This window comes from Streptomyces sp. NBC_00878 (assembly GCF_026341515.1).
In the GTDB taxonomy this organism is placed as follows: Bacteria; Actinomycetota; Actinomycetes; order Streptomycetales; family Streptomycetaceae; genus Streptomyces.
This window is the reverse complement of sequence record NZ_JAPEOK010000001.1, coordinates 5,465,411-5,490,247: the sequence shown is the minus strand read 5'-3', so window position 1 is coordinate 5,490,247 and position 24,837 is coordinate 5,465,411. Positions and strand designations below refer to the sequence as shown.

Below are 24,837 nucleotides of genomic sequence, written 5' to 3'. Positions count from 1 at the left end.
CGCTAGTCCCTCCCGTGCGGAGCGGCGGCGCCCGGGGCCTGCACGAAGCCTGCCTCCCGCGCGACGGCCTCGGTGCGTTCGATCAGGTCGTGCAGATGGACGTGGTCGTGTCCCAGGCGGGGCAGCAGCGCTTCGAGTCCGCCCTCTTCTCTCTTGTCTCCGCCCTCGTCTCCGCCCTCGTTCAGCCGTGGGAATCCGGCTTCGGCGTCCTCCAGCAGCCGTTCCATGAAGAGGTTGGGCGCGTGCCGCAGCGACACGACGTCGAGTTGCAGCCGGGCGTGCGGCTCACGGGGGAAGTCCCAGTCGTCCGAACCGTCGGCCATGGAGGCGAGCGCGAGTTCCCCCTGGGCCAGGGCGCCGTCGATCCGGTCCTGCCACCGCTTGCGGAAGGCCCGCAGCGTGTCGCTGAACCGCTGCACCTCGGGCAGTTCGAAGAGCGTGAAGGGGCTGGGCAGATCGTCGGGGTCGAAGACGACGCCGAACCGCTGGGCGTAGAAGTCACGGATCGGCGTGCCCTCGTAGAGGACGAGCGCGGTGTAGAGGTGGTCGTGCGGCACGTAGTCGTAGAACCCTGCCTCGCGCAGGAACTCCAGGTTGGCGCGGATGTCGGGCAGAGTGGTGGCCGGGTCCAGCATGATGAAGTCGAGGGAGATCTCGATGCCCAGGCGCTTCAGCAGGCGTACGGCCGCGACGTTGACCTCGGGCTTCACATGCTTGGCGAGCCGTTCGAGGACCGGTTCCGAGGCGGACTCGATGCCGAGCTCGATGAACCGCAGCCCGCGTTCCTTGAGCCGGGGCAGTACCTCGGCGGCCTTGAGGATCTGGTTGACCCGGGTGCCGAAACTGAAGGTGACCTGCGGATCGGCCTCGTACAGCGCCTCGGCGACCTCCAGGGCACGGGTCGGCGAGACGAAGAAGTTGGCGTCGCTGAAGTACACGTGCTCGTAGTTGACGCCGTGCCGCTCGCGGAAGTGGAGCAGCTCGGCGACGACCCGCTCCGCCTCGCGCGAGCGGTACTTGCGGCCGATGGTGAGCACACCGCAGAAGGAGCAGTTGTACGGACAGCTGCGGCTGCTGCAGATCGTCAGCGCGGCCTTCAGCCGGCCCTGCACCTCGTCGTAGTACGTGAGGTCGGGGTAGCCGGAGTGCGAGATGAACTCGGCGTCGGGGAACGGGATCTGGTCGAGGTCGGGCACGAAGTCCCGGTCCTCGTTGACCAGGAGGCCGCTGCCGTCGGGAGCGCGCCAGGTGGTGCCCTTGATCCCGGTCAGCTTGGCGCGGTCGTCCACCTCTACGTCCACGTCCACGTCCACCTCTACGTCCACCTCTACGTCCACGTCCGAGCCCGAGCCCGAGCCCGAGCTCAGGGTCAGGCCTCGGACGAGATCGAGCATGGCCTCCTCTCCCTCGCGTCGGACCACGACGTCGACGCAGGAGTAGCGGCGCAGGATGTGTTCGTGCACGGCGGTGGCGTGCGGGCCGCCGAGGACGATCAGGCACTCCGGTCGACGGCTCTTGATCCACTCGGCCATGGCGATCGCCGCGCGGAACGACTCGTTGTAGACGGAGAAACCGACGACGTCGAAGCGGTCGAGCCCGTAGAGCGCGGCGAGTTCGACGGCGTCGTCCTCGGAGTCCCCGAAGTCGAAGCCCAAGCTGGGGAATCCGGATTTCTCCAGGTAGGCCATGATGTAGGCCAGCCCGATGGGCTTGGACTTTCGACGGTCGGCGAAGCCGACCGAGGGGTTGACGAAGGCGATGGCCGGCCGTGTCAGCGTGTCCATCCGACCGCTCCCTCCGACGCGGACGCATGCCCTGAGGCTGACGCGGGCTCGGCCTCAGGCTGTGGCTCGGACGCGGGCTCGGTGTGCAGGACGCCGCGTCGGGTGAAGCCGAGCAGGAAGTCCCGGTCCGGCTCGGGCAGCGTGTCGAGGTCCACGGGGCGGCGCAGCGCTTCGCGCCAGACGTCTGACGCGTGACGGTTGAGCTTCAGACAGGACCGTGCCGGTCCGACGAGCGGCACGTAGACGTGACCTGCCTGGTCCAAGTAGGGCAGTTCCGAGGTGATGCGCAGCATCGACGGGCTCTCCGAGGTCCGGCGCGACGGATCTCGGGGCCCGGCGCCTCAGACGCCGGAGCCCCGAGGGGAGCGGTCAGGCGTAGATCTTGCCGAGCATCTTGGTGTAGCTGGCGCCGCCGAGGCTGACGATGTCCGCCTCGGGGGTCTCGACCTCGTCGAACCCTGCGATCTCCAGCTCGTCCTGGGTGCGCTCGGTCAGCGACTTGCGGACCGGCCTCTGCTGCTTTTCCGCGCTACGGGCCATCGTTGGTCTTCCTCTCGTCCGGCCCCGGGCAGCCTGGGGCCCATCCGGAGTCACCCTGAGCAACAGGGAGACCGCGTGCCCAAGGAGCGTGTGGGGCGGAACGCTTCGTCGTCAAACAGGCAAATGGCCGGTAAGTGACGTCGCACAAGGGAGAGTTGAGGAGCGTGAAACAGGGCGCGTTTTCTGCCAGGGCAAGCCGCGCACGGCGGCACCCACCAGGGACGCAGCCCGACACGCCCGGGCAGGCCACAGGCACGGCACACACGCGCTGTCCGGATCTCTACGGCGCACGAAGAACCGGCGTCACCCACATGGCGGCGCCAGGATATTCACTCTCCGTGCTCTCCGGTTCGTGCCACTCTGTGACCCATGACAGACGAATCCGGCGGGAGCCGGGACGACCCGGAGGACGTCACGCCCGGGGAGGCGGCAGCCGCCCAGGAGCGTTCCTTCTGGGAGGCCCGCCGACAGTACAACGAACTGGACGATGACGACGAAGCCGGCCGACGCGAGCGCCGCCGACTCAGCAAGGAGTCCCGGCGCATGAACCTCCAGGTACGCATACACCGCTACGCCCGAGGCCAGGACGACAAGGGCCCGGTACCGGGCGACCTGCGACTCCCACCCCTGCCGGACCGCGAGGACGTTGACGACCCAAGCTGAGAAGGCAAGGTCGGACCCGCGCCCCTTTAGGGGCGCGGGGCTGTGACATTTGCGGCTCCGCCGCGTGGGCGCGCCCAGCCACAACGCTCCCGCAGACGAAGCACGGCCCTTCAGCGGAGCGCTTGGCGGGCCCGACCCGAGAGCCGGACCCACAAGCCGGACCCGCATACCGGACCCAAGAACCGGACCCAAGAACCGGACCCGAGAGCCAGACCTGAGAGCGGGGCCCGCAGGGCCCTACTTCGGCTGCGGCTTGCGCACCGAAAGGTGCAGCTCACGCAGCCGCGTCTCGTCCAGCTCCGTCGGCGCGCCCATCATCAGGTCCTGCGCGTTGCCGTTCAGCGGGAACGCGATGGTCTCCCGGATGTTCGGCTCGTCGGCGAGGAGCATGACGATGCGGTCGACGCCCGGGGCGATACCGCCGTGCGGCGGGGCGCCGAAGCGGAAAGCGCGGAGCATGCCCGCGAACTGCTCCTCGACGGTCTCGCGGTCGTAGCCAGCGATCTCGAAAGCCTTGAGCATGATGTCCGGCTCGTGGTTCCGGATGGCGCCGGAGGACAGCTCGACGCCGTTGCAGACGATGTCGTACTGCCAGCCGAGGATGTCCAGCGGGTCCTGGGTCTCCAGGGCCTCCAGACCGCCCTGCGGCATCGAGAACGGGTTGTGCGAGAAGTCGATCTTCCCGGTGTCCTCGTCCTTCTCGTACATCGGGAAGTCGATGATCCAGCAGAAGCGGAAGACGTTCTCCTCGAAGTGCCCGGCACGCTTGGCGGTCTCGACCCGCACCGCGCCCATGATCTTCGAGACCTCGTCGAACTCGCCCGCGCCGAAGAAGACGGCGTGACCGGCGGCCAGCGACAGGCGCTTGGTCAGCTCGGCGACGTTCTCCTCGGTCAGGAACTTGGCGATCGGGCCCGTCAGCGAACCGTCCTCGGCCACCCGCACCCAGGCCAGGCCCTTCGCACCCTGCGAGACCGCGTAGTCACCGAGCTGGTCGAAGAACTTCCGCGGCTGCGCGGACACGTCCGGCACCGCGAGGGCGCGTACGTGCTTGCCCGCGAATGCCTTGAACTCCGAGCCCTCGAAGACGTCCGTGATGTCGACGAGCTCCAGCTGGGCCCGCAGGTCCGGCTTGTCGGAGCCGTACTTCAGCATCGCCTCGCGGAACGGGATGCGCGGGAACGGGGACGTCACATGACGGCCCTTGCCGAACTCCTCGAACAGCTCGGTCATGAGCTTCTCGATGGGCTGGAACACGTCCTCCTGCTCGACGAAGGACATCTCCACGTCGAGCTGGTAGAACTCGCCCGGCGAACGGTCCGCGCGCGCGTCCTCGTCACGGAAGCAGGGCGCGATCTGGAAGTACCGGTCGAAGCCGGAGATCATCAGCAGCTGCTTGAACTGCTGCGGTGCCTGGGGGAGGGCGTAGAACCTGCCCGGGTTCAGGCGGGACGGGACGACGAAGTCACGCGCGCCCTCCGGGGAGGTGGCGCTCAGGATCGGCGTCGCCATCTCGTTGAAGCCCAGCGCCGTCATCTTGTGACGGATGGCCGAGATGACCGACGTACGCAGCAGGATGTTGCGGTGCATGCGCTCGCGGCGCAGGTCCAGGAAGCGGTACTCCAGGCGCCGCTCCTCGTTGACCCCGTCCTCGGTGTTGATCGTGAAGGGGAGGGGGGCGGCCGCACCGAGCAGCTCGACCTCGCTCACCTCGACCTCGATCTCACCGGTCGGCAGCTCCGCGTTCACGTTCTCCGTGCCGCGTGAGACGACCTTGCCGTCGATGCGGACCGTGGACTCCTTGGAGAGCTTGTCCAGGGCCTCGTACGCGGGGGTGCCGGGGCGGGCGACGAGCTGCGTGATGCCGTAGTGGTCGCGCAGATCGATGAAGAGGATGCCGCCCAGGTCTCGGCGATTGTGCAGCCAGCCGCTCAGCCGGACGTCGCTGCCGACGTCAGAGGCGCGGAGCTCGCCGCAGGTGTGGGACCTGTACCGATGCATCGTCGTTCATCCAGTCTTCGCAGATCGGGGGCTGTTTCACGGGAAACTCGCGGCATGAAGCTCGCGGGCTGTTTCACGTGGAACACGGACCGTGTTTCACGTGAAACATGGCAAGCCTACCGGCCGCCCCAAGATCGCTGTTCGCAATACTTCCGCCCCCGCTGTCGCTCAGCGCTCACCCACCCCTCGCCTGCCTCGGTGGCACCCTTCGTTCACCTCTTCATACAGTGGGTCAATGCGCATCGGTGATCCCCTTCCCTCTATTGGGGACGTCCTCGCCACCCTCGCCACCGGCGTGTGGAGGTGGGACGACGCCGCCGGGAAGGTCACCCTCGACGCCGAGGCCTCCCGGCTCCTCGGCCTGCCCGCGGAGCCGACCGTCCTGACGGAGGCGGGCGTACGGGCCCGTTTCCACCCTGTCGACTGGAACGAGGTCAACGGGGTCGTCCAGCTCGCCGCCGCCGAGGGCACGCTCGCCGAGATGCGGCTGCGCGTCATGGACGACCAGGGCCACGTCATCCGTACCGTACGCAGCCGCTCCAAGCCGTCGATCGACCCGCGCAACAGGTCGTACCAGCTGATCGGCACCATGCAGGAGGTCACCGAGCCGCAGCCGGGTGCCGCCGCGCGTACGCCTGTCACGGGCGACTGGAGACGCTCGCGCGAGGCGTTCCTGCTGGACGCGGGGCGGGCGCTGGCCGAGGCGCGCTCCACGGCGGAAGTGCTGCGGGTCGCGGCCGGCCTGTCGATGCCGGGCTTCTCGCCGGACGGGCTCGCGGTCTTCGGCGCGGAGGGCGACCGTCTGACGGTCATCGGCCATCACGGGCACAAGCCGGGGGACGAGGAACCCTTCACCCAGATGCAGCTGGACACGGACTATCCGGCCGCGGAGGTCGTCCGCACCGGCCGGGCCGTCTATCTCTCCTCACCCGACCACTACCGCGACCGATATCCGGCCTCCTGGCCCCTCGCCCGGCACTTCGACCGCCAGTCCTGGGCCTTCCTGCCGCTCACGTTCGCGGGGCGCACGATGGGCGCCTGGATGGCGGCCTTCACGTACCCCGTCACCTTCACGCCCGACGAGCGCTCCGTGCTGACGACGGTGGCGCGGATGCTGGCGCAGGCGCTCTCGCGGGCCGGAGTCGCCGAGTCCGAGCGGGAGCTCACGGACGGCCTCCAGCGCTCGATGCTGCCCACCCTGGGACCGCAGATCCCGGGGATGAGCGTCGCGGCCCGGTACGTACCCACGGGCGGCGGACTCCAGGTGGGCGGCGACTGGTACGACATGATCCCGCTGCCCGGCGGCACCTCCCGGACGAGCCCCGGCACAGGCCGCTTCGCGCTTGTCATCGGCGACGTCCAGGGACATGACGTACGCGCCGCCGGGCTGATGGGCCAGCTCCGGATAGCCCTGCGGGCGTACGCCTCCGAGGGACACCGCCCGGACGCGGTCCTCTCGCGCGCCTCGCGCTTCCTGTACGGGATCACATACGACGAGGAGATCGCGGACCTGCGCTTCGCGACCTGCCTGTACGTGGAGGTCGATCCGGAGAGCGGGGTCCTCGAGATAGCCAGGGCCGGGCATCCGGACCCGGCTTTCCGTATGGCCGACGGGACCGTGCTGACCCGGACGACCGCGGGCGGGCTGCCGCTCGGCATCGATCCGGACGCCGACTATCCGACGACGCGGCTCGTCCTGGAGCCCGGCGAGACCATGCTGATCTGCACGGACGGGCTCATCGAGACCGGCGGGCACGACCTGGACACCGGCTGGCGACGGATCCGCAAGATCCTGGAGAGCCACGACGGCGATATGGAGGAGCTCGCCGACGCGCTGGTCCAGGCCGTACACGGGCCCTCCTCGCACCACACGACCGGGCCGCTGGCGGACCGGCGCGAGGACGACATAGCGGTCCTGCTGCTGAGCAGGTCGGGGGAGGGCCGCGGCGACACCGTGACCGAGCGGCCCTCCGTGCGCCGCACCATGGTGACCGTCGCGCAGGCCGATCACCAGCGGGTCGCCGGGGCCCGGCAGCAGCTGCGGGAGTTCCTGCACGACTGGGCCTCCGCCGACCAGGTCGACTCGGCGGTCCTGCTGGTCTCCGAGATGGTCACGAACGTCCTCGTCCACACGGACGCGGACGCGCTGCTCGTCGCCGAGATGACGGGCGGGGCCGGGTCCCGTCGGATACGGATCCAGGTGTCGGACGGGAGCGACGACCTGCCCCACAAGCGCCATCCCGGCGAACTGGCGTCCTCCGGGCGGGGCTTGGTCCTGATGGAACTGCTCGCGGACGCGTGGGGGGTGGACCCGCGGGGCGAGGGCAAGAGCATCTGGTTCGAGCTCTATGAGGAGGGGTCGGACGGGGAGGACGAACCTGGGGCTTCCGGACTGCCCGGAGCCGCCGACGCCTCTGGAGTCCCCGAGGTCCCGGAGGTCTCCGAGGTCTCCGAGGTCTCCGAGGTCTCCGAGGTCTCCGAGGACGCGTAACGCCCCCGCAGTTCCGCGATCACACCGAACGCCGCCGCCGTCAGGGGCACCGCCAGCAGCATCCCGAGGATGCCCGCCACCGACGCGCCCGCGGTGATGGCCAGCATGACGACAGCTGGATGCATCTGCACGGTCCGGCTCTGGATCATCGGCTGGAGCACATGTCCCTCCAGGACCTGCACGGCCAGCACGACCCCGAGCGCCCACAGCGCGATCACGAAACCGCGGTCCGCGAGGGCCACCAGAATCGCCACCGCACCGGAGAGGAAAGCGCCCAGGTACGGGATGTACGCGCCGACGAACACGAGCGCGCCGAGCCCGACGGCCCCCGGCACCCGCAGCACGAACAGACCCACGGTGATGCAGATCGCGTCGATGAGCGCGATGAGCGTCGTCCCGCGCATGAAACCCTCGACGGCCTGGTAGGCCCGCCGCGCCATCGCCTCGACCGTGTCCCCCGAGTTCCGGGGTACCAGCGAGCGCAGGGTCCCGGCCGCCCGGTGGGAGTCCCGCAGGAAGAAGAAGACGAGCAGCAGCGCGAGGACGGCCATGGCGATGGCCTGGCCCACGACGCTGATCCCGCTGATCACCCCGGACGCCGCCGTCCCGCCGAACTTGCCCAGCAGCTCCTTGGCGTTGGAGGCGAGGTCGTCGAGCGAGGTGCCGGCCGCCCCGAAGTGCTCGGACAGCGACCTGGCGGCCTGCTTGAGCGAGGCGGTGATCTCGTCACCGGTGTCGATCAACGCGGCCACCACGATGTACGTGGCCCCGCCGACGACGCCGAGCACGGCGACGCACGTCACGCCGGCCGCGATCGACCGGCTCACCTTCGCCCGCACCAGCCGCCGGTACAACGGCCCGAGCAGCGCCGTCCCGAGGAGGGCGAGCAGCACCGGCACCACCGCCGTCTTGAACTCCACGCACAGCCGCACCCCGACCGCCACGACCCCGGTGACCAGCAGCACGACGACGCACCAGGCGGCCACGCGCCGTACGGGCTCGGGCAGGAGCCGGGCGGAATCGGGAAGCAGGGTCTGCACGGCTCCACCTGATCATGCGTCAGACGGGGCGGCGCTCCGGAAGGGCTGAAAGGGGGAAGTGTCGGGGGACCGTGCGGAATGATGCGAACCATGGCCGCCATCACTGAGATACCAGGGCCCAAAGGCCTCCCCCTGCTCGGCTCGGCACTCGATCTGCGGCGCGACTCGCTGAACGTCTTCCTCCGCGCCCGCCGGGACCACGGCGACGTGGTGCGTTTCTCCGCGGGCCCACCGGGACTCCGTACGGTGCTGCACTGCGTCTTCTCCGCGGAGGGCGTGCAGCAGGTGCTGGGCTCGCAGGCGGCCAACTTCCGCAAGGACAACCAGTTCTACGAGGAACTGCGGCTGTCCGCAGGCAACGGCCTGCTCACCGCCCAGGACGCCGACTACCTGCGCCAACGCCGCCTGATCCAGCCGCTGTTCACGAAGCGGCAGGTGAACACCTATGCCACGGCGGTAACACTGGAGGCCGACGGCACGGTGGAACGCTGGCGGGACGCGGCCGAAGGAGCAGCCGACAGGGTGGTCGACGTGAGGCGGGAGATGGACCGACTCGCGCTACGCGCGGTCTCCCGCATCCTGTTCGGCGCGGACGTCGAGGCCGCGGTCGACGTCATCCACAACACCTTCCCCGTGGTCAGCGAGTACGTGACGCGGCGCGGCTTCTCCCCCGTCAACCCGCCGCGTTCCTGGCCGCTTCCGTCCAACCGCCGGGCGGAGGAGGCGACACAGGCGGTGTACGCGGTCTGCGACCGAATAATCGCGGAACGCAGAGCAGCCGACGGGACGTCCGCCTCCACGCCAACGTCCGCCTCCCCCGGGGCCGACGACCTGCTCTCCCTCCTCTCCCGGGCGAACAGCGAGGAGGACGGCAGCCTCGACGCGACCGAGCTGCGCGATCAGGTCCTGGTCTTCCTCGTCGCGGGCCACGAGACGACCGCAACGTCCATGGCCTTCGCGCTCCATCTCCTCTCCCGCCACCCGGAGGCCCAGAAGCGGGCCCACGAGGAGGCCGACCGACTGCCGCCCGGGCGTACGCCCTCGGCCGCAGACCTGGAGGAACTCCCGTACCTGACAAGGGTGCTGAAGGAGACCATGCGGCTGTACCCGGCGGCTCCGGTGGTCGGCCGCCGGTCCGTCGAGGCCGCCGAGATCGACGGACACGTGATCCCGGCAGACGCGGACGTCCTGATCCTGCCCTGGGTCACCCACCGCCACCCGGACCTGTGGGACGACCCGGACCGCTTCGACCCCGACCGTTTCACCCCCGAACGCGAGGCGACCCGCCACCGCTACGCCTGGTTCCCCTTCGGCGGCGGCCCCCGCGCCTGCATAGGCCAGCACTTCTCAATGCTGGAGTCCGTACTCGCCCTGGCAACCCTGCTCCGCTCGTACGAACTGGAGACCCTGGACACGGAAATCCCCCTGGCAGCGGGCATCACCCTCCAGGCGACGGGACCGATGAGGGTACGGGTGCGGGCCCGCACGTAACGTCAGGGACCGGCCGCCTGGTCCGGGCCATGCGCGGCAGAATCGATACCCCTGCCCCCTATCGGGTGAACATCCTTGCTGTGGACATGAGTTGCGCCTCCGCATGCCTACGTTCCGGGGCGGAGGTGACGCTCGATGCACGAGCAGAACAACATGCCGCCGAACAGTGCGGCGGCACCGCGACAGGACGCGATCGACATCAACGACTTCGTGTTCGCGGCCACGGGGGCGCGGGTACGAAGGCTGACGCTGCCGAGTGAGGAGCGCTGGTTTCCGGCGACGGATGTCGCCGCGGACCTCGGCTATGCAAACACGAGGCAAGCGCTTCTCTGGCATGTTGCAGCAGATTGCCAGCAGAGCCTTGAGGATCTTGCTCGAAGCGTCTATGGAGTAGACGCTTCGAGCAAAATTGCAGGTCACGGGCTCAAGAAGTCGATGAAGATGGTGAACCTGCGCGGTCTCATCGCACTCGTCAACGGGTGCACGAAGCCCGAGTGCGCCCCTTTCAAGGCGTGGGTCTCCGAGGTCGTCGCCACCATCCAACGCACCGGTTCCTACTCCCTGGAACCGGCCCCCGTCCAACCCACGCCCGACGCCGCCACCGCATACGTCATGCCCCAGCAGGTCGCCGATGCCATCGTGCGGCTCGAAGAGCGGAACATCCGGGCGGACGAGCTGCTGCTCGCCTTCCAGGAGGAGCGCGGCGACCTGCTGCGGCAGATCAGCCGCAGCCAGAACGTGATGGCCGAGGCACTGCAGCAGATCGCCGAGGCGCTCAAACCTTCACATGGCCGTTCTCGACCCGCCGCGGCACCGGAGCCCGAGCTGACGCCCCAGCAACTCCTTGCCACCTGGAAGGCGAAGAATCTCGTCGTCACCGGAGACGTTCACGCCGTGGCGGCCTATCTGGCCCCGGCGCTCCTGCGCGGCGGGGCCCGCTACCCGCTGGAGGAGATCGCCACTCGTACGGGTCTGCCGCAGGAGCGCGTCCACGACTGCGTGCGGATGCTGCTCAAGCGGGGGTGTGTGCGGCAGACGGGCTGCGCGCCCGACGGAGCCCCGGTCTACGTGTTGCCGTAGTCCCGTAGTGCCGTAGCAGGGACACAGCGAAACAGGCCCGAAGCCGCAAAACCAAGTTGCGGCTTCGGGCCTTGTCGCACCGTACCGGAAGACCCGGCGTCCAAAGGCGACTACAGCCCACCCTCGGACATTCCGTGCACCGCCGGAATGGTCCCCAGGCGGCCCTTCTGGAAGTCGTCGAACGCCTGCTGGAGTTCCTCGCGGGAGTTCATGACGAACGGCCCGTAGTGCGCCATCGGCTCCCGGATCGGCTGGCCGCCCAGGATGACGACCTCCAGGTCCGGGGTGTTCGAGTCCTGCTTCTCGTCCGCGCGGACGGTCAGCGAGGAACCCGCGCCGAAGACAGCCGTCTGTCCCATGTGCAACTGACGACGATCCGCACCGACCGATCCACGACCGGCCAACACGTATGCGAGGGCGTTGAAGTCCTCGCGCCACGGGAGCGTGAGTTCGGCACCGGGCGCCACGGTCGCGTGGATCATGGTGATCGGCGTGTGCGTGATGCCGGGACCCTCGTGGCCGTCCAGCTCACCGGCGATGACGCGCAGGAGCGCGCCGCCGTCCGGAGTGGTCAGGAGCTGCACCTGGCCACCGCGGATGTCCTGATAGCGCGGGGGCATCATCTTGTCCTTGGCAGGCAGGTTCACCCACAGCTGGAGCCCGTGGAACAGCCCGCCCGACAGGACGAGCGACTCCGGCGGAGCCTCGATGTGCAAGAGGCCCGAGCCCGCCGTCATCCACTGGGTGTCGCCGTTGGTGATGGTGCCGCCGCCACCGTTCGAGTCCTGGTGGTCGAAGACGCCGTCGATGATGTAGGTCACGGTCTCGAAACCGCGGTGGGGGTGCCACGGGGTGCCCTTCGGCTCGCCCGGCGCGTACTCCACCTCACCCATCTGGTCCATCATGATGAACGGGTCGAGATGGCGGTAGTTGATCCCGGCGAACGCGCGGCGGACCGGGAAACCCTCACCCTCGAAACCGCTCGGCGCGGTGGTCACGGCGAGCACGGGACGGGACACGGCCTCGGCCGACGCCGCCACACGGGGCAGGGTCAGCGGGTTCTCGACGGTCACTGCAGGCATGTCGGTACCTCCTTGTGCTCGAAGTTTAGTTGAATCTCGAACTTTCTGCCACCCACAACGCAGAACGCCCGGAGGGCATTCCCTCCGGGCGTCATTCGTGGAGCGGGACGTGCGGGACGTGCGGGACGTGCGGGACGTGCGGGACGTGCGGGACGTGCGGGACGTGCGGGACGGTCGTACGGGCTGCCTGCACGGGCCGGTCGTACGGGCCGGTCGTACGGAGCGGTACGCGCTTGCCCTCCGCGCGAAGCGGCGCCCGCGGGCCGCCCGTGGAGCGGACGCGGTCAGCCGTACATCCGGCGCATCGCGAAATCGACCATCTGCTCGACCGCCTTCGCGTCGAAGACGATGCGGTGCTCACCCTCCATGTCGAGGACGAAGCCGTAGCCGGTGGGGAGCAGGTCGATCACCTCGGCGCCGGTGATCACGAAGTACTTGGACTCCTTGCCGGCGTACCGGCGCAGCTCCTTGAGCGAGGTGAACATCGGGATCACGGGCTGCTGGGTGTTGTGCAGCGCCAGGAAGCCGGGGTTGTCACCGCGCGGGCAGTAGACCTTGGAGGTCGCGAAGGCCTGCTGGAAGTCCTCGGGCGTCAGCGACCCCGTAGTGAACGCGCGCACCGCGTCCGCGAGCGACGGCGGCGACGGTTCGGGGTAGAGCGGTGGCTGCCGGCCGTATCCGCCGACCCCGCCGACACCACCGGGCATCTGCTGCTGCGGCGGCGGCTGGGACTGCGCGTACTGCTGCTGCCCCGGTCCCACGTTCTGGTCGTAGCCGTACATGGGGGCAAGCGTACTGGCGAGGCGGGCCACCTGGCCGCCCGCTGTGGATTTCTTCGAACAGGTGGCGGAGCCGTCCGCCCGCACCCGAGGGTGGACTCCGAAATGTAGACGCTGCTCACACTTTGGGCAGTCAGGGGTTGCACCTTATTACCGGCGGGTAGCATCATCGTAGCTACTAGCTGGTACGTGAACCGGATGCGCACCAGCCCAGACTCGAACCAGGTCGAGGACTCGTCACCGAGGACTCACCACCTCCCCGATCACTTACGGAGCCGTCGCCATGGGGCACTACAAGTCGAATCTCCGCGACATCGAGTTCAACCTCTTCGAGGTGCTCGGGCGCGACAAGCTGTACGGCACCGGCCCGTTCGCGGAGATGGACACCGAGACCGCCAAGAGCATCCTCGAAGAGCTGACCCGCCTCTCGGAGAACGAGCTGGCGGAGTCCTTCGCGGACGCCGACCGCAACCCCCCGGTCTTCGACCCGGAGACCAACACCGCCCCCGTACCGGCATCGTTCAAGAAGTCCTACCAGGCCTTCATGGACTCCGAGTACTGGCGGCTCGGCCTGCCCGAGGAGATCGGCGGCACCACCGCCCCCCGCTCCCTGATCTGGGCGTACGCGGAGCTGGTGCTCGGCGCCAACCCCGCCGTGTGGATGTACTCCTCCGGCCCGGCCTTCGCGGGCATCCTCTTCGACGAGGGCAACGAGGTCCAGAAGCACATCGCGAAGATCGCCGTGGACAAGCAGTGGGGCTCCACCATGGTGCTCACCGAGCCGGACGCAGGCTCGGACGTGGGCGCGGGGCGGACGAAGGCGGTCGAGCAGGCGGACGGCTCCTGGCACATCGAGGGCGTCAAGCGTTTCATCACGTCCGGTGAGCACGACATGTCGGAGAACATCCTCCACTACGTCCTCGCCCGCCCCGAGGGTGCCGGCCCCGGTACCAAGGGCCTGTCCCTCTTCCTCGTGCCGAAGTACGAGTTCGACTTCGAGACCGGCGAGCTGGGCGAGCGCAACGGCGCCTACGCGACGAACGTCGAGCACAAGATGGGCCTCAAGGCCTCCAACACCTGCGAGATGACGTTCGGCGACCGCCACCCGGCCAAGGGCTGGCTGATCGGCGACAAGCACGACGGCATCCGCCAGATGTTCCGCATCATCGAGTTCGCCCGCATGATGGTCGGCACGAAGGCCATCTCGACGCTGTCGACCGGCTACCTGAACGCACTGGAGTACGCCAAGGAGCGCGTCCAGGGCCCCGACCTCGCGCAGTTCATGGACAAGACCGCGCCCAAGGTCACCATCACGCACCACCCGGACGTGCGCCGCTCGCTGATGACGCAGAAGGCGTACGCGGAGGGCATGCGCGCCCTGGTGCTGCACACCGCCGCGCTCCAGGACGAGATCCAGATAAAGGAGGCCGAGGGCGAGGACGCCACCGCTCTGGAGGCGATGAACGACCTGCTCCTGCCGATCGTGAAGGGCTACGGCTCCGAGCAGGGCTACGAGCAGCTCGCCCAGTCCCTGCAGACGTTCGGCGGCTCCGGCTTCCTGCAGGAGTACCCGATCGAGCAGTACATCCGCGACGCCAAGATCGACACCCTGTACGAGGGCACGACCGCGATCCAGGGCCAGGACTTCTTCTTCCGGAAGATCGTCCGTAACCAGGGCGCGGCCCTCAACTCCCTCGCCGAGGACATCAAGAAGTTCCTGGCGCTCGGCACCGGCGGCGAGGAGCTGTCCGGCGCCCGCGAGTACCTCGCCAAGGCGGCCGTCGACCTGGAGGCCATCGTGGGCCTGATGCTCACCGACCTCGCGGCGACCGAGCAGGACGTCAAGAACATCTACAAGGTGGGCCTCAACACCACCCGCCTGCTGATGGCCTCCGGTGACGTCGTCGTCGGCTACCTGCTCCTCAAGGGCGCCGCCGTCGCCGCCGAGAAGCTGGAGACGGCCTCCACGAAGGCTCTGTCCTCCAAAGACGTGTCGTTCTACACCGGCAAGATCGCCGCGGCGAAGTTCTTCGCGGCCAACGTCCTGCCGGGCGTCACCGGCGCGCGCAAGCTCGCCGAGGCCGTCGAGCTGGACCTGATGGAACTGGACGAGGCGGCCTTCTAGGCACAGGCGCAGGCGCAGGCGCAGGCGGGTGGCCGGGTGGCCTCGACTGCCGCGGCGGACCGCAGCGGACCGCGGCCTTCGAGGCAGTCGACCGGTCACCGGCGAGCGTCCGGCCGACGCCCGCGAGCGCGAGCGTCCGGCCGACGCCCGTGGGAGCGTGCAGCCGACGCCCGTGGGAGCGTGCAGCCGATGCCCGTGGGAGCGTGCATCCGGCACCCACGGGAGCCTGCGGCCGGCAGCCGCGGGAGCCTGCGGCCGGCACCCTCCGCGGAAGCGTCATCCGCCGCCTTCGCGGCGGATCATCCCCACCCGCCCCGACCCATCCCGTCCCATCCCCACGCGTCCCCGCCGTCTGTACAGACCCCTCACCAGGGCCCGTTCCCATCCCCGGGAACGGGCCCTCGTACGTCGTTAAGGTGAACCCATGCGCACACCGCCCCGCTTCGACCGCGGACACACCGACGACCTCATGTCCTTCCTGGCGGCGAGCCCGTCCCCGTACCACGCGGTGGCGAATGCCGCCGAGCGGCTGGAGAAGGCAGGCTTCCGGCAGGTCGCGGAGACCGACGCGTGGGACGGCACGAGCGGCGGAAAGTACGTACTGCGCGGGGGCGCGATCGTGGCCTGGTACGTGCCGGAGGGCGCCGAGCCGCACACCCCCTTCCGGATCGTCGGGGCGCACACCGACTCCCCCAACCTGCGGGTGAAACCGCGTCCGGACAGCGGTGCGCACGGCTGGCGTCAGGTCGCGGTCGAGGTCTACGGCGGCCCGCTGCTCAACTCCTGGCTCGACCGGGACCTGGGCCTCGCCGGGCGGCTGTCGCTGCGGAACGGTTCGACGCGTCTGGTGAACATCGACCGGCCGTTGCTGCGCGTGCCCCAACTCGCCATCCACCTGGACCGTTCCGTCACCTCGGACGGCCTCAAGCTCGACAAACAGCGGCATCTGCAGCCCATCTGGGGCCTGGGCGACGACGTCCGCGACGGCGACCTGATCCGGTTCCTGGAGGAGGAGTCCGGGCTGGCCGAGGGCGAGACCACCGGCTGGGACCTGATGGTGCACTCCATCGAGCCGCCCGCTTACCTGGGCCGCGACAAGGAACTGCTCGCGGGCCCGCGCATGGACAACCTGCTGTCCGTGCACGCCGGTACGGCGGCGCTGGCGGCCGTGGCGACCACCACCGACGACGCCCTCTCGCACATCCCGGTCCTTGTGGCGTTCGACCACGAGGAGAACGGTTCGCAGTCGGACACGGGAGCGGACGGACCGCTGCTGGGCGGCGTGCTGGAGCGTTCGGTGTTCGCGCGCGGCGGATCGTACGAGGACAGGGCCCGCGCGTTCGCCGGTACGGTCTGTCTCTCCTCCGACACGGGTCACGCCGTGCACCCGAACTACGCCGAGCGGCACGACCCGACGCACCACCCGCGCGCGGGCGACGGCCCGATCCTCAAGGTGAACGTCAACAACCGCTACGCGACGGACGGTTCGGGCCGTGCCGTGTGGGCCGCCGCCTGCGAGAAGGCCGACGTGCCCTTCCAGACCTTCGTCTCCAACAACTCCATGCCCTGCGGCACCACCATCGGCCCCATCACCGCGGCCCGCCACGGCATCAAGACGGTCGACATCGGCGTGGCCATCCTGTCGATGCACAGCGCCCGCGAACTGTGCGGCGCGGCCGACCCGTTCCTGCTGGCGAACTCGCTGGTGGCGTTCCTGGAGGGGTAGGGCCGGGCTGGGTCAAGGTGCTGGGTCGAGGTGCCGGGTCGAGGTGCTGGGTCAAGGTGCCGGGTCGAGGTGCGGCGGTGCGCGGCCGACCGCTCAAGGCGCGCTCAAGGCGCCGCCGGCCAAGGCGACGCCGGTCGCCGTGCGGGCAGGTCGAACCAGACGGCCTTGCCCTCCGGGTGCGACTGTCCGCCGTACGGGATGTCAGGGGCATGCCCCCACCGCCCCTGAGTGATGGCGTCCACGAGGTACAGGCCCCGGCCTCCGCAGTCCTCCCACGCCTGGGCCGTGAGTTCCCTTATCACCGGCGGATTGTCATCCCCGTCGTACACCACCACCCGCAGCCGTCCCTCCTCCACCGCCAGCCACAGCACGGTCCCGTCACCGCCCTTCGCATGCACGCAGGCGTTGGTGACGAGTTCGGAGGTACAGAGGATCGCGTCGTCGACGAGGGCACGGTCCAGTTCCAGTGTGCGCAGGACGGTGGCGACGAAGTCGCGGGCGATGTGAGGGGAGGTGTCGAGGGGCGGGCAGATGAGGGTGTACGAGGGCATGGACCATCAACTCCGGTGGGGTGAGGGGGGTTTGCGCCAGCCCAGCCACGTCGGTGTCCTTCGCCCCGGGGTCGACCGGCCGGGGTGGCGCTTCCAACGAGAGGAGGGCGTGCGGGAGTTGCGGAATAGTGACCGTGAGGACACTCTCCGTGAGTACGATGACGACAGTAGCGGTGATAATTACACCCACGCAACCTCGTCGGACGAACTGCACTCAACCCCGTGATAGGGAAGACGCCATGCCACCGAGAACCACTCCCACCGCGCGGCAGCTGCGTATTGGTGCTGAGCTGCGCAGATTGCGCGAGGCCGCAGGCGTCGTGTCCCGCGACGCGGCCGGGTTTCTCGGCACGAGCCAGGCGCAGATCAGCAACATCGAGGCCGGGAAGAACGGCATTAGCGAAGCGCGGCTGCGCAGGCTCACTCGTATCTACGCCTGTGTCGATGCCCAACTTGTCAACGCGCTGGCTCAGATGGCGAACACACAGGGACAAGGCTGGTGGGAGGAGCACCGTGGCACCCTGCCTCCTGCGGCCCTCGACCTTGCCGAGCTGGAACATCACGCGTCGTACGTGCGCACGTTCCAGGTTGTGCACATCCCTGGCGTCCTGCAGACCGAGGAACACGTGCGCGCTGCTTCGATCTTCGTGGAACCCGACCTTCCAGAGGATGATCGAGAGGCTCGCGTCACGTTCCGGATGCAGCGCCAGCAGGTGCTCAGCACCGGGACCCCATATGACGTGATCATCCACGAAGCGGCGCTACGTATGCGTGTCGGTGGTGAAAACGTCGCCCGAACTCAGCTTGAGCACATCCTCCAGGTGGCCAGAAGGGACAACGTCTCGATCCGCGTCATCCCGTTCACGGTCGACGGTTTCGCAGGCGCGGGGCATGCCATGCAGTACGTCGGCGGATCTGTCCCTCAACTGGACACCGCGCAACTCGACTCCACACACGGAGCCGTTTTCATCGACGCCCCCGCCCAGCTGCACCGCTACCGAGCCCGCTGGGAACGCGTTGACAGTGCCGCCGCCACACAGGACGCTTCCCTTGACCTAATCCGCCGTATCGCCCAGGAACTGTGAAAGGCCTCTCATGTCCCCCATTCTCCACTGGCAGAAGTCGTCGTTCTCCGGGGGCGGCGGCGATGAGGACTGCCTGGAGATAGCCGCCACCCCCACCACTCTCCACCTCCGCGAGAGCGACACCCCGGCCACCATCCTCTCGCCCGCCCCCACCGCCCTGAACGCCCTGCTCACGGCCATGAAAAACACGGCGGCGCCCGGCCCCTCCTCGTGAGGGGATGCGTTGGCGAATCCGTCAGGCAACGCAAGTGTCGCGAGAGTCCCAGCGACACGCCGGGTGTACGGCGTGTCGCTGGGACTCAGCGCCCACTTACCGGGAACTGACGGGATTCGCCAGCAGCATCCTGAGGGAACCCGGGGCCCACGGCGACATCCCGTCGGTGACGGCTCACCGCAACGCTTGCCCCGTCGTCGCGTCCACGTGGTCCGGTACCTCCTCGTGGCGGTCACCGACCGTGGACGTGCCGGTCGGTTCCAGAAGGAGGATCTCGGTGGGAACCGGGGCGTACGGCTTGTGCTCGGTGCCGCGCGGGACCGTGAAGACGCTGCCCGTGGGCAGGACGACCGTACGCTCGCCGGCCGCCTCGCGCAGCGCGATGTGCAGTTCGCCGTCCAGGACCAGGAAGAACTCGTCGGTGTGGTCGTGGACGTGCCAGAGGTGTTCACCCTCGACCTTGGCCACGCGGACGTCGTAGTCGTTGACGGCGGTGACGATGCGGGGGCTCCACCGCTGGGAGAACGAGGCCAGGGCGGCGGACAGGGAGACAGGTTCCGTGGGTGCGCTCATACCGGTCATCGTCGGCGATGGCGCACGGCCGGACGAGTGCTAGGAATCGCACATGCCGCAAGGATCCTCGCAGCACCCTTCGCCTCCCGGCTCGTCCTCCGGAAAGAGGCCCCACCGCGTCGTGGTGATCGTCGACGAGGGCACCAACCCCTTCGAAGTCGGCGTCGCGACGGAGCTGTTCGGGCTGCCCCGGCCGGAACTCGGCCTGCCGGAGCCGCTGTACGAGCTGACTTTGTGCACACCCACGCCCGGGGTGCGGATGAACCACGGCTTCTTCACGCTGAGCGGGGTGCCCGGGCTCGACGCGGTGGACGGCGCGGACACCCTCGTCGTCCCCGGCCGCCCCGACAACGCCGTGCCTCGCGGCGAGGCCGTACTCGACGCCGTCCGGCGGACCCACGCCCGCGGTGCCCGCGTCGTGAGCCTGTGCACCGGGAGCTTTGCGCTCGCCGAGACCGGAATCCTGGACGGGCGCCGGGCCACCACCCACTGGCGCTGGGCCGACCTCTTCCGGGAGCTCCACCCGAAGGTCCTCCTGGAGCCGGACGTCCTCTTCGTCGACGAGGGAGACGTGCTGACCGCGGCCGGCAGCGCCGCCGCGCTCGACCTGGGGCTGCACATCGTGCGCCGCGACCACGGCGCCGAGATCGCGAACGCCGTGTCCCGGCGGCTCGTCTTCGCCGCACATCGCGACGGCGGACAGCGGCAGTTCGTCGAGCGCCCCGTGCCCGACGTACCGGACGAGTCGCTGGCGCCGCTGCTGGCCTGGGCGCAGGCCCGGATCGGCGAACCGCTGACGGTCGCGGGCCTCGCGACGCGTGCGGCAGTGTCACCCGCCACGCTCCACCGCCGCTTCCGTGCCCAGCTGGGCACGACTCCGCTGGCGTGGCTGACGGGTGAGCGGGTGGCGCTGGCCTGCCGGCTCATCGAACGCGGCGAGGAACGGCTCGACGTGGTGGCCGAGCGCAGCGGCCTCGGCACCGCCGCCAACCTGCGGGCGCGGCTGCGCCGCGAGACCGGACTCAGCCCGTCGGCCTACCGACGGCGTTTCGGACCGGCTGCCGGGGAAGCGCTATGAGCATGAAATTCCTCGTACGCGACCGGCTTATGGGCTTCGGTGACGACTACTGGATCGAGGACGAGCACGGCCGGAGGGCCTTTCTCGTCGACGGCAAGGCGATGCGGCTGCGGGACACCTTCGAGCTGAAGGATCCGCAGGGGCGGGTGCTGATCGACATCCACAAGAAGATGCTCTCCCTGCGGGACACGATGGTCATCGAGCGGGGCGGCGAGCCCCTGGCAACCATCCGCCGCAAACGGCTCTCGCTCCTCCGCAACCACTACCGCGTGGCCCTCGCCGACGGTACCGAGCTCGACGTCAGCGGCAAGATCCTCGACCGGGAGTTCGTCGTCGAGTACGACGGCGAACTCCTCGCCCACATCTCGCGCCGCTGGCTCCGCGTGCGGGAGACGTACGGCGTCGAGGTCGTACGCGACGACGCCGATCCGGGACTGCTGATCGCCGTGGCGGTGTGTGTCATCCATCTGGCGGAGGAGGAACACGGGCGGGACTGAGCTGACGGAACTTGGGTGATCGGACGAACGACCCACGTCACCGACGAGGTCGCTCAACCCCCAGCACCCGGTCCTTCAGCACCGGGAACTGCCCCCGCGTCGTGCCGACCTTCGCGGGGTCGAACTCCACGGTGAGGACCTCCTCACCGCCCCCCGCCTCCGCGAGAACCTCACCCCAAGGATCGACCACGACCGAGTACCCGGCCTGCGCCACCCCCGCATGCGTCCCAGCGGTCCCACACGCGAGCACGAACATCTGGTCCTCAACCGCCCGCGCCCGAGCGAGCAGCGTCCAGTGCGACCGCCGCCGCTCGGGCCACCCGGCCGGCAGGACAACCGCCTCGGCCCCGGCGTCCACAAGCCCACGGAACAGCTCGGGAAAACGAAGGTCGTAGCACGTGGCGAGGCCGATCGTGATCTCCGGCAGCCGAACGGTGACCAGCTCCGACCCGGCCCCCATCAGCACGGCCTCGCCCTTGTCGAAGCCGAACCGGTGGATCTTCCGATACGCGGCGGCCAGTTCACCGTCGGGGGAGAAGACGAGGGAGGTGTTGTAGAGCGGCCCGTCAGGATCCCGCTCGGGAATCGAACCCGCGTGCAGCCACACGCCCGCGTCGCTCGCCGCCTTGGCCATCACCTCGTACGTGGGCCCTTCGAGCGGCTCGGCCTCGGCGCCGAACGACTCGAACGAGAAGGCCCCCGTCGTCCACAGTTCGGGCAGAACGACCAGATCAGCACCGGCTTGTTCCCGTACGAGCGAGGCGGCACGCCGTCTGCGGGCGTCGACCGATTCGCCCTCGTCCACCGCGATCTGGAGCAGAGAGGCGCGCACAGTACCACCGTCCTGGCATTCGAGCCTTTGATACGGGCCTACGATCGTCACACGAAAGCACTGCCGGGGTGCCTCTCAGCAGCGTAACTTAGCGTCCCAAGACACCCGCTGACTGAGCACTGCCCGCGTCCAACCGCCCGAGGGGTCCCGTTCCGTGAGTCTGCATCCCAGCCTTCAGTCCTACGCCGACGCCTGGACCCACTCCATCGACGCGATATCCGAGTTGGTGTCGCCGTTGGTGGAAGGGGAGTGGAACCGGCGGACTCCCTGCCCAGGCTGGTCGGTGCGCGACCTGGTCTCGCATGTCATCGGCCTCGACTGCGAGATGCTGGGCGACCCCCGGCCGATCCACACACTCCCCCGCGACCTGTACCACGTGACGAACGAACACCAGCGGTACATGGAGATGCAGGTCGACGTACGCCGTCACCACACCGCTCCGGAGATGACCTCCGAGCTGGAGTACACGATCATCCGCCGCAACCGTCAGCTGCGGAACGAGTCGCGGCAGCCCGACGCACTCGTGCGCGCCCCGCTCAGCACCGAGGTCACCCTCGAAGAGTCCATGCGCAACCGGGCGTTCGACCTCTGGGTGCACGAGCAGGACCTGCGCACCGCCCTCGGCCGGCCGGGCAACCTCGACTCGCCGGGCGCGCACATCGCCCGGGACGTACTGCTCAGCAGGCTCCCCAAGGTCGTCGCCAAGGACGCGGGCGCACCGGCGAACTCGGCGGTCGTCTTCGACGTCCACGGGCCCGTCGAGTTCCTGCGCACGGTACGGGTCGACGCCGAGGGCGTCGGTTCGATAGACGGTGCCCCGTCCCTCGGCCCGGCCGCCACCCTCACCCTCGACTGGGAAACGTACTTCCGCCTGGCCTGCGGCCGCGTCACCCCGGAAGCTGTGGCGGACCGCCTGAAGACCGAGGGCGACCCGGAACTGACAGCGGCGATCCTGCGGAACTTCGCGGTCACACCCTGACTTATTGGCTCGTCCGGCGCTGACTTCAGCCCGTCGTGGGGGTCCCCCCGCTCGAGCGAAGCCGAGAGTGGGGGAGTTTGAGGACGAGGCCGTTCAGGCCGACAAGCGGGGGTCTGGGGGCGGCAGCCCCCAGGCTCACGCGGGGACGTGCACCGTCTCCACCCGGCTGGCAACCAGCCGCTCCCGCTCCCGCCGAGCCGCCTGCTTCCTCAGCCGCAGTATCTGGCTGAGGCCGACCGCCTGGAGCACGTACACCACGGAGAACGCGGCCGCGTAGTCGCCCCCGGTGGCGTCCAGAAGCACCCCGATCGCGAACAGCGTCGTCATGGAGGCGACGAAACCGCCCATGTTGGTGATGCCGGAGGCGGTGCCCTGACGCTCGGGCGGGTTCGCGGGCCGCGCGAAGTCGAAGCCGAGCATCGACGCGGGTCCACAGGCGCCGAGGACGACGCACAGCACGATCAGCAGCCACATCGGCGCATGGTCGGCGGGATAGGCGAGCGTGGCGCCCCATACGGCGGCCGTCGACAGCACCGTACCGAGCGTCAGCGGCAGCCGCGCCGCGTGGTGCCGGGCGACGATCTGCCCGTACACCAGGCCGACGAGCATGTTGGAGAGCACGATCAGGGTGAGGAGTTCGCCGGCGGCCGCTCGCGACAGGCCCTGGGCCTCGACGAGGAACGGCAGGCCCCACAGCAGCAGGAACACCATCGCCGGGAACTGGGTCGTGAAGTGCACCCACAGCCCGAGCCGGGTGCCGGGTTCCCGCCAGGACGCCGCGACCTGGCGGCGCACGTACGCCGCTCCGTGGTGCGGGAAGGGCTCCGGTGCGTGTCCCTCGGGGTGGTCCTTCAGGAACAGCAGCATCAGGACGAGGACGACCACGCCGGCGACCGCGCTGCCCGCGAAGGCGGTCGTCCAGCCGACGCCGTGCAGCAACCGGGCGATGACGAGCGTCGAGACGAGGTTGCCCGCCATGCCGACCAGGCCGGCGAGCTGCGCGACCAGCGGCCCGCGCCGGGCCGGGAACCAGCGCGTGCCGAGGCGCAGCACGCTGATGAACGTCATGGCGTCACCGCACCCGAGCAGCGCGCGCGAGGCCAGCGCCATCCCGTACGAGGGTGAGAACGCGAAGCCCAGCTGCCCGATCGTGAACAGGACGGCGCCGAGGGTCAGCATCTTCTTGGTGCCGACCCGGTCGACCAGCAGGCCGACGGGTATCTGCATGCCCGCGTAGACGAGGAGCTGCAGGATCGAGAAGGTCGAGAGCGCGGAGGCGTTGACTTGGAAACGGTCGGCGGCGTCGAGGCCGGCCACCCCCAGCGACGTACGGAAGATGACCGCGACGAAGTAGACGGAGACGCCGACCGACCAGACAGTGATCGCGCGTCGGCCGCCGGGCGGATCGCCGGGGAGGGTGAGCGCCGAGGAGGAGGACGAGCTCATCGGACGTCCCCACGCGCCAGGTTGGAGAACCAGCTGACGTGGCGGTGGACCAGGGCGACGGCCGCCTCGGCGTCGCCGGAGCGGAGCGCGTCGAGGATCTCCTGGTGTTCGACGAGCGTCTTGGTGATCCGGTCCGGGTGGGCGTGCATCACGGCGACGCCCATCCTCAACTGGCGGTCGCGCAGCTGGTCGTAGAGGCGGGAGAGGATCTGGTTGCCGCCGCTGCGGACGATCTCGGCGTGGAAGCAGCGGTCGGTGACGGCGGCTCCGGCCAGGTCTCCGGCGGCGGCCTGCTCCTTCTGCTTCGCGAGGAGTTCGGTGAGGCGCTCGATCAACGCGGGGGAGGCCGGGACCGCCTTGCGGATCGCGTGCTCCTCTACGAGCTGCCGGGTCTCCACCACGTCCGCGATCTCCTGCGCGGAGACGGGCAGGACGAGGGCGCCCTTCTTCGGGTAGAGCCGGATCAGGCCCTCGACCTCCAGTTTGAGCAGCGCCTCGCGCACGGGCGTCCGGGAAACCCCGACCGCCTCGGCCAACTCGCCCTCGGTGAGCAGGGTCCCGCCCTCGTAACGGCGCTCCAGCACGCCCTGCTTGACGTGCGCGTAGACGCGTTCGGCGGCGGGGGGTTGCTTCACTGCCAAGGACATGGCGACAGCATAGATACAACACGTACGCATCGTCGTGGGCCGTCCAGGATGCGGACGCAGCAGACTCAGCAAGAGGCCGGGCAAAAAAAGAGGAGCTTCTGTTCAGCAAACGCACATCCTTTTGTGCTACTTA

Annotated in this window: 22 protein-coding genes and 1 pseudogene; 11 read left to right on the top strand and 12 right to left on the bottom strand. The window is 69.2% G+C overall.

The genetic code is table 11. The features are described from left to right. Nucleotides 1–2: 2 nt before the first annotated feature. The 3 genes from OHA11_RS23610 to OHA11_RS23600 form a co-directional block, all read right to left on the bottom strand. Nucleotides 3–1,784, bottom strand: a complete 1,782-nt coding sequence (locus OHA11_RS23610; protein WP_266499382.1) for a radical SAM protein — start codon at nt 1,782–1,784, stop codon at nt 3–5. Further along, nucleotides 1,772–2,077, bottom strand: a complete 306-nt coding sequence (locus OHA11_RS23605) for a hypothetical protein (RefSeq protein WP_266499381.1) — start codon at nt 2,075–2,077, stop codon at nt 1,772–1,774. Before OHA11_RS23605 ends, OHA11_RS23610 begins: the two co-directional genes overlap by 13 nt. Before the next feature lie 76 nt (nt 2,078–2,153). Beyond that, nucleotides 2,154–2,324, bottom strand: a complete 171-nt coding sequence (locus OHA11_RS23600) for a hypothetical protein (protein WP_266499380.1) — start codon at nt 2,322–2,324, stop codon at nt 2,154–2,156. Nucleotides 2,325–2,693: 369 nt separating this feature from the next. On the opposite strand from OHA11_RS23600, the gene OHA11_RS23595 reads away from it, so the two are divergent. After that, nucleotides 2,694–2,987, top strand: coding sequence for a hypothetical protein (locus OHA11_RS23595; RefSeq protein WP_266499378.1), 294 nt, complete (start codon nt 2,694–2,696; stop codon nt 2,985–2,987). Between the two features lie 237 nt (nt 2,988–3,224). Here OHA11_RS23595 and aspS read toward each other — a convergent pair whose 3' ends face one another. Continuing rightward, a complete protein-coding gene (gene aspS, locus OHA11_RS23590) occupies nt 3,225–4,988 on the bottom strand; it encodes an aspartate--tRNA ligase (RefSeq protein WP_266499377.1) in 1,764 nt (587 codons plus the stop codon). Between the two features lie 235 nt (nt 4,989–5,223). Between aspS and OHA11_RS23585 the strand changes: the two genes are divergently transcribed. Beyond that, on the top strand, nt 5,224–7,479 hold the full coding sequence (locus OHA11_RS23585; protein ID WP_323186618.1) for a SpoIIE family protein phosphatase: 2,256 nt from the start codon (nt 5,224–5,226) through the stop codon (nt 7,477–7,479). Here the strand turns inward: OHA11_RS23585 and OHA11_RS23580 are convergent. Next, nucleotides 7,476–8,519, bottom strand: a pseudogene (locus OHA11_RS23580) (AI-2E family transporter); the annotation flags it as partial. The gene OHA11_RS23585 and the pseudogene OHA11_RS23580 sit on opposite strands and share 4 nt — an antisense overlap. A gap of 90 nt (nt 8,520–8,609) precedes the next feature. Between OHA11_RS23580 and OHA11_RS23575 the strand changes: the two are divergent. Beyond that, nucleotides 8,610–10,010 (top strand): cytochrome P450, encoded by a 1,401-nt coding sequence (locus tag OHA11_RS23575; RefSeq protein ID WP_266499374.1) that lies wholly within the window; start codon nt 8,610–8,612, stop codon nt 10,008–10,010. A gap of 135 nt (nt 10,011–10,145) precedes the next feature. Further along, on the top strand, nt 10,146–11,090 hold the full coding sequence (locus tag OHA11_RS23570) for a Bro-N domain-containing protein (RefSeq protein ID WP_266499373.1): 945 nt from the start codon (nt 10,146–10,148) through the stop codon (nt 11,088–11,090). 110 nt (nt 11,091–11,200) lie between these two features. Here the strand turns inward: OHA11_RS23570 and OHA11_RS23565 are convergent, their stop codons facing one another. Together OHA11_RS23565 and OHA11_RS23560 are read right to left on the bottom strand one after the other, a co-directional pair. Then, nucleotides 11,201–12,172, bottom strand: a complete 972-nt coding sequence (locus OHA11_RS23565) for a pirin family protein (protein ID WP_266499372.1) — start codon at nt 12,170–12,172, stop codon at nt 11,201–11,203. A gap of 284 nt (nt 12,173–12,456) precedes the next feature. Next, on the bottom strand, nt 12,457–12,954 hold the full coding sequence (locus OHA11_RS23560) for an SseB family protein (RefSeq protein WP_266499370.1): 498 nt from the start codon (nt 12,952–12,954) through the stop codon (nt 12,457–12,459). Between the two features lie 280 nt (nt 12,955–13,234). On the opposite strand from OHA11_RS23560, the gene OHA11_RS23555 reads away from it, so the two are divergent. Both OHA11_RS23555 and OHA11_RS23550 read left to right on the top strand, forming a co-directional pair. Next, entirely contained in the window at nt 13,235–15,076 is a 1,842-nt protein-coding gene (locus OHA11_RS23555) for an acyl-CoA dehydrogenase (RefSeq protein ID WP_266499369.1), read from the top strand. 424 nt (nt 15,077–15,500) lie between these two features. Next, entirely contained in the window at nt 15,501–16,802 is a 1,302-nt protein-coding gene (locus OHA11_RS23550; RefSeq protein WP_266499367.1) for a M18 family aminopeptidase, read from the top strand. Nucleotides 16,803–16,906: 104 nt separating this feature from the next. On the opposite strand, the gene OHA11_RS23545 is transcribed toward OHA11_RS23550, so the two are convergent. Next, nucleotides 16,907–17,353 carry an ATP-binding protein gene (locus tag OHA11_RS23545; RefSeq protein ID WP_266499365.1) on the bottom strand — a complete coding sequence of 149 codons (447 nt, stop codon included), beginning with the start codon at nt 17,351–17,353 and terminating at the stop codon, nt 16,907–16,909. 239 nt (nt 17,354–17,592) lie between these two features. Between OHA11_RS23545 and OHA11_RS23540 the strand changes: the two genes are divergently transcribed. Together OHA11_RS23540 and OHA11_RS23535 are read left to right on the top strand one after the other, a co-directional pair. Continuing rightward, entirely contained in the window at nt 17,593–18,438 is an 846-nt protein-coding gene (locus OHA11_RS23540; RefSeq protein ID WP_266499364.1) for a helix-turn-helix transcriptional regulator, read from the top strand. A gap of 10 nt (nt 18,439–18,448) precedes the next feature. Then, complete coding sequence (locus OHA11_RS23535) at nt 18,449–18,652, top strand: DUF397 domain-containing protein (RefSeq protein WP_266499363.1); 204 nt, start codon at nt 18,449–18,451, stop codon at nt 18,650–18,652. 174 nt (nt 18,653–18,826) lie between these two features. On the opposite strand, the gene OHA11_RS23530 is transcribed toward OHA11_RS23535, so the two are convergent. After that, nucleotides 18,827–19,225, bottom strand: coding sequence for a cupin domain-containing protein (locus tag OHA11_RS23530; protein WP_266499360.1), 399 nt, complete (start codon nt 19,223–19,225; stop codon nt 18,827–18,829). 52 nt (nt 19,226–19,277) lie between these two features. On the opposite strand from OHA11_RS23530, the gene OHA11_RS23525 reads away from it, so the two are divergent. Continuing rightward, on the top strand, nt 19,278–20,303 hold the full coding sequence (locus OHA11_RS23525; protein ID WP_266499358.1) for a helix-turn-helix domain-containing protein: 1,026 nt from the start codon (nt 19,278–19,280) through the stop codon (nt 20,301–20,303). Nucleotides 20,304–20,305: 2 nt separating this feature from the next. Next, complete coding sequence (locus OHA11_RS23520; RefSeq protein ID WP_266507403.1) at nt 20,306–20,800, top strand: LURP-one-related/scramblase family protein; 495 nt, start codon at nt 20,306–20,308, stop codon at nt 20,798–20,800. A gap of 37 nt (nt 20,801–20,837) precedes the next feature. Here the strand turns inward: OHA11_RS23520 and OHA11_RS23515 are convergent, their stop codons facing one another. Beyond that, on the bottom strand, nt 20,838–21,632 hold the full coding sequence (locus OHA11_RS23515) for a carbon-nitrogen family hydrolase (RefSeq protein ID WP_266499356.1): 795 nt from the start codon (nt 21,630–21,632) through the stop codon (nt 20,838–20,840). A 154-nt stretch (nt 21,633–21,786) separates the two neighbouring features. Between OHA11_RS23515 and OHA11_RS23510 the strand changes: the two genes are divergently transcribed. After that, the gene (locus tag OHA11_RS23510; RefSeq protein ID WP_266499355.1) at nt 21,787–22,611 is read left to right on the top strand and encodes a maleylpyruvate isomerase family mycothiol-dependent enzyme; all 825 of its coding nucleotides are present in this window, start codon (nt 21,787–21,789) and stop codon (nt 22,609–22,611) included. Nucleotides 22,612–22,746: 135 nt separating this feature from the next. Here the strand turns inward: OHA11_RS23510 and OHA11_RS23505 are convergent, their stop codons facing one another. Both OHA11_RS23505 and OHA11_RS23500 read right to left on the bottom strand, forming a co-directional pair. Beyond that, entirely contained in the window at nt 22,747–24,057 is a 1,311-nt protein-coding gene (locus OHA11_RS23505; protein ID WP_266499354.1) for a nitrate/nitrite transporter, read from the bottom strand. Next, nucleotides 24,054–24,704 carry a GntR family transcriptional regulator gene (locus tag OHA11_RS23500; RefSeq protein WP_266499352.1) on the bottom strand — a complete coding sequence of 217 codons (651 nt, stop codon included), beginning with the start codon at nt 24,702–24,704 and terminating at the stop codon, nt 24,054–24,056. The genes OHA11_RS23505 and OHA11_RS23500 overlap by 4 nt, the downstream gene beginning before the upstream one ends. Nucleotides 24,705–24,837: the final 133 nt, after the last annotated feature.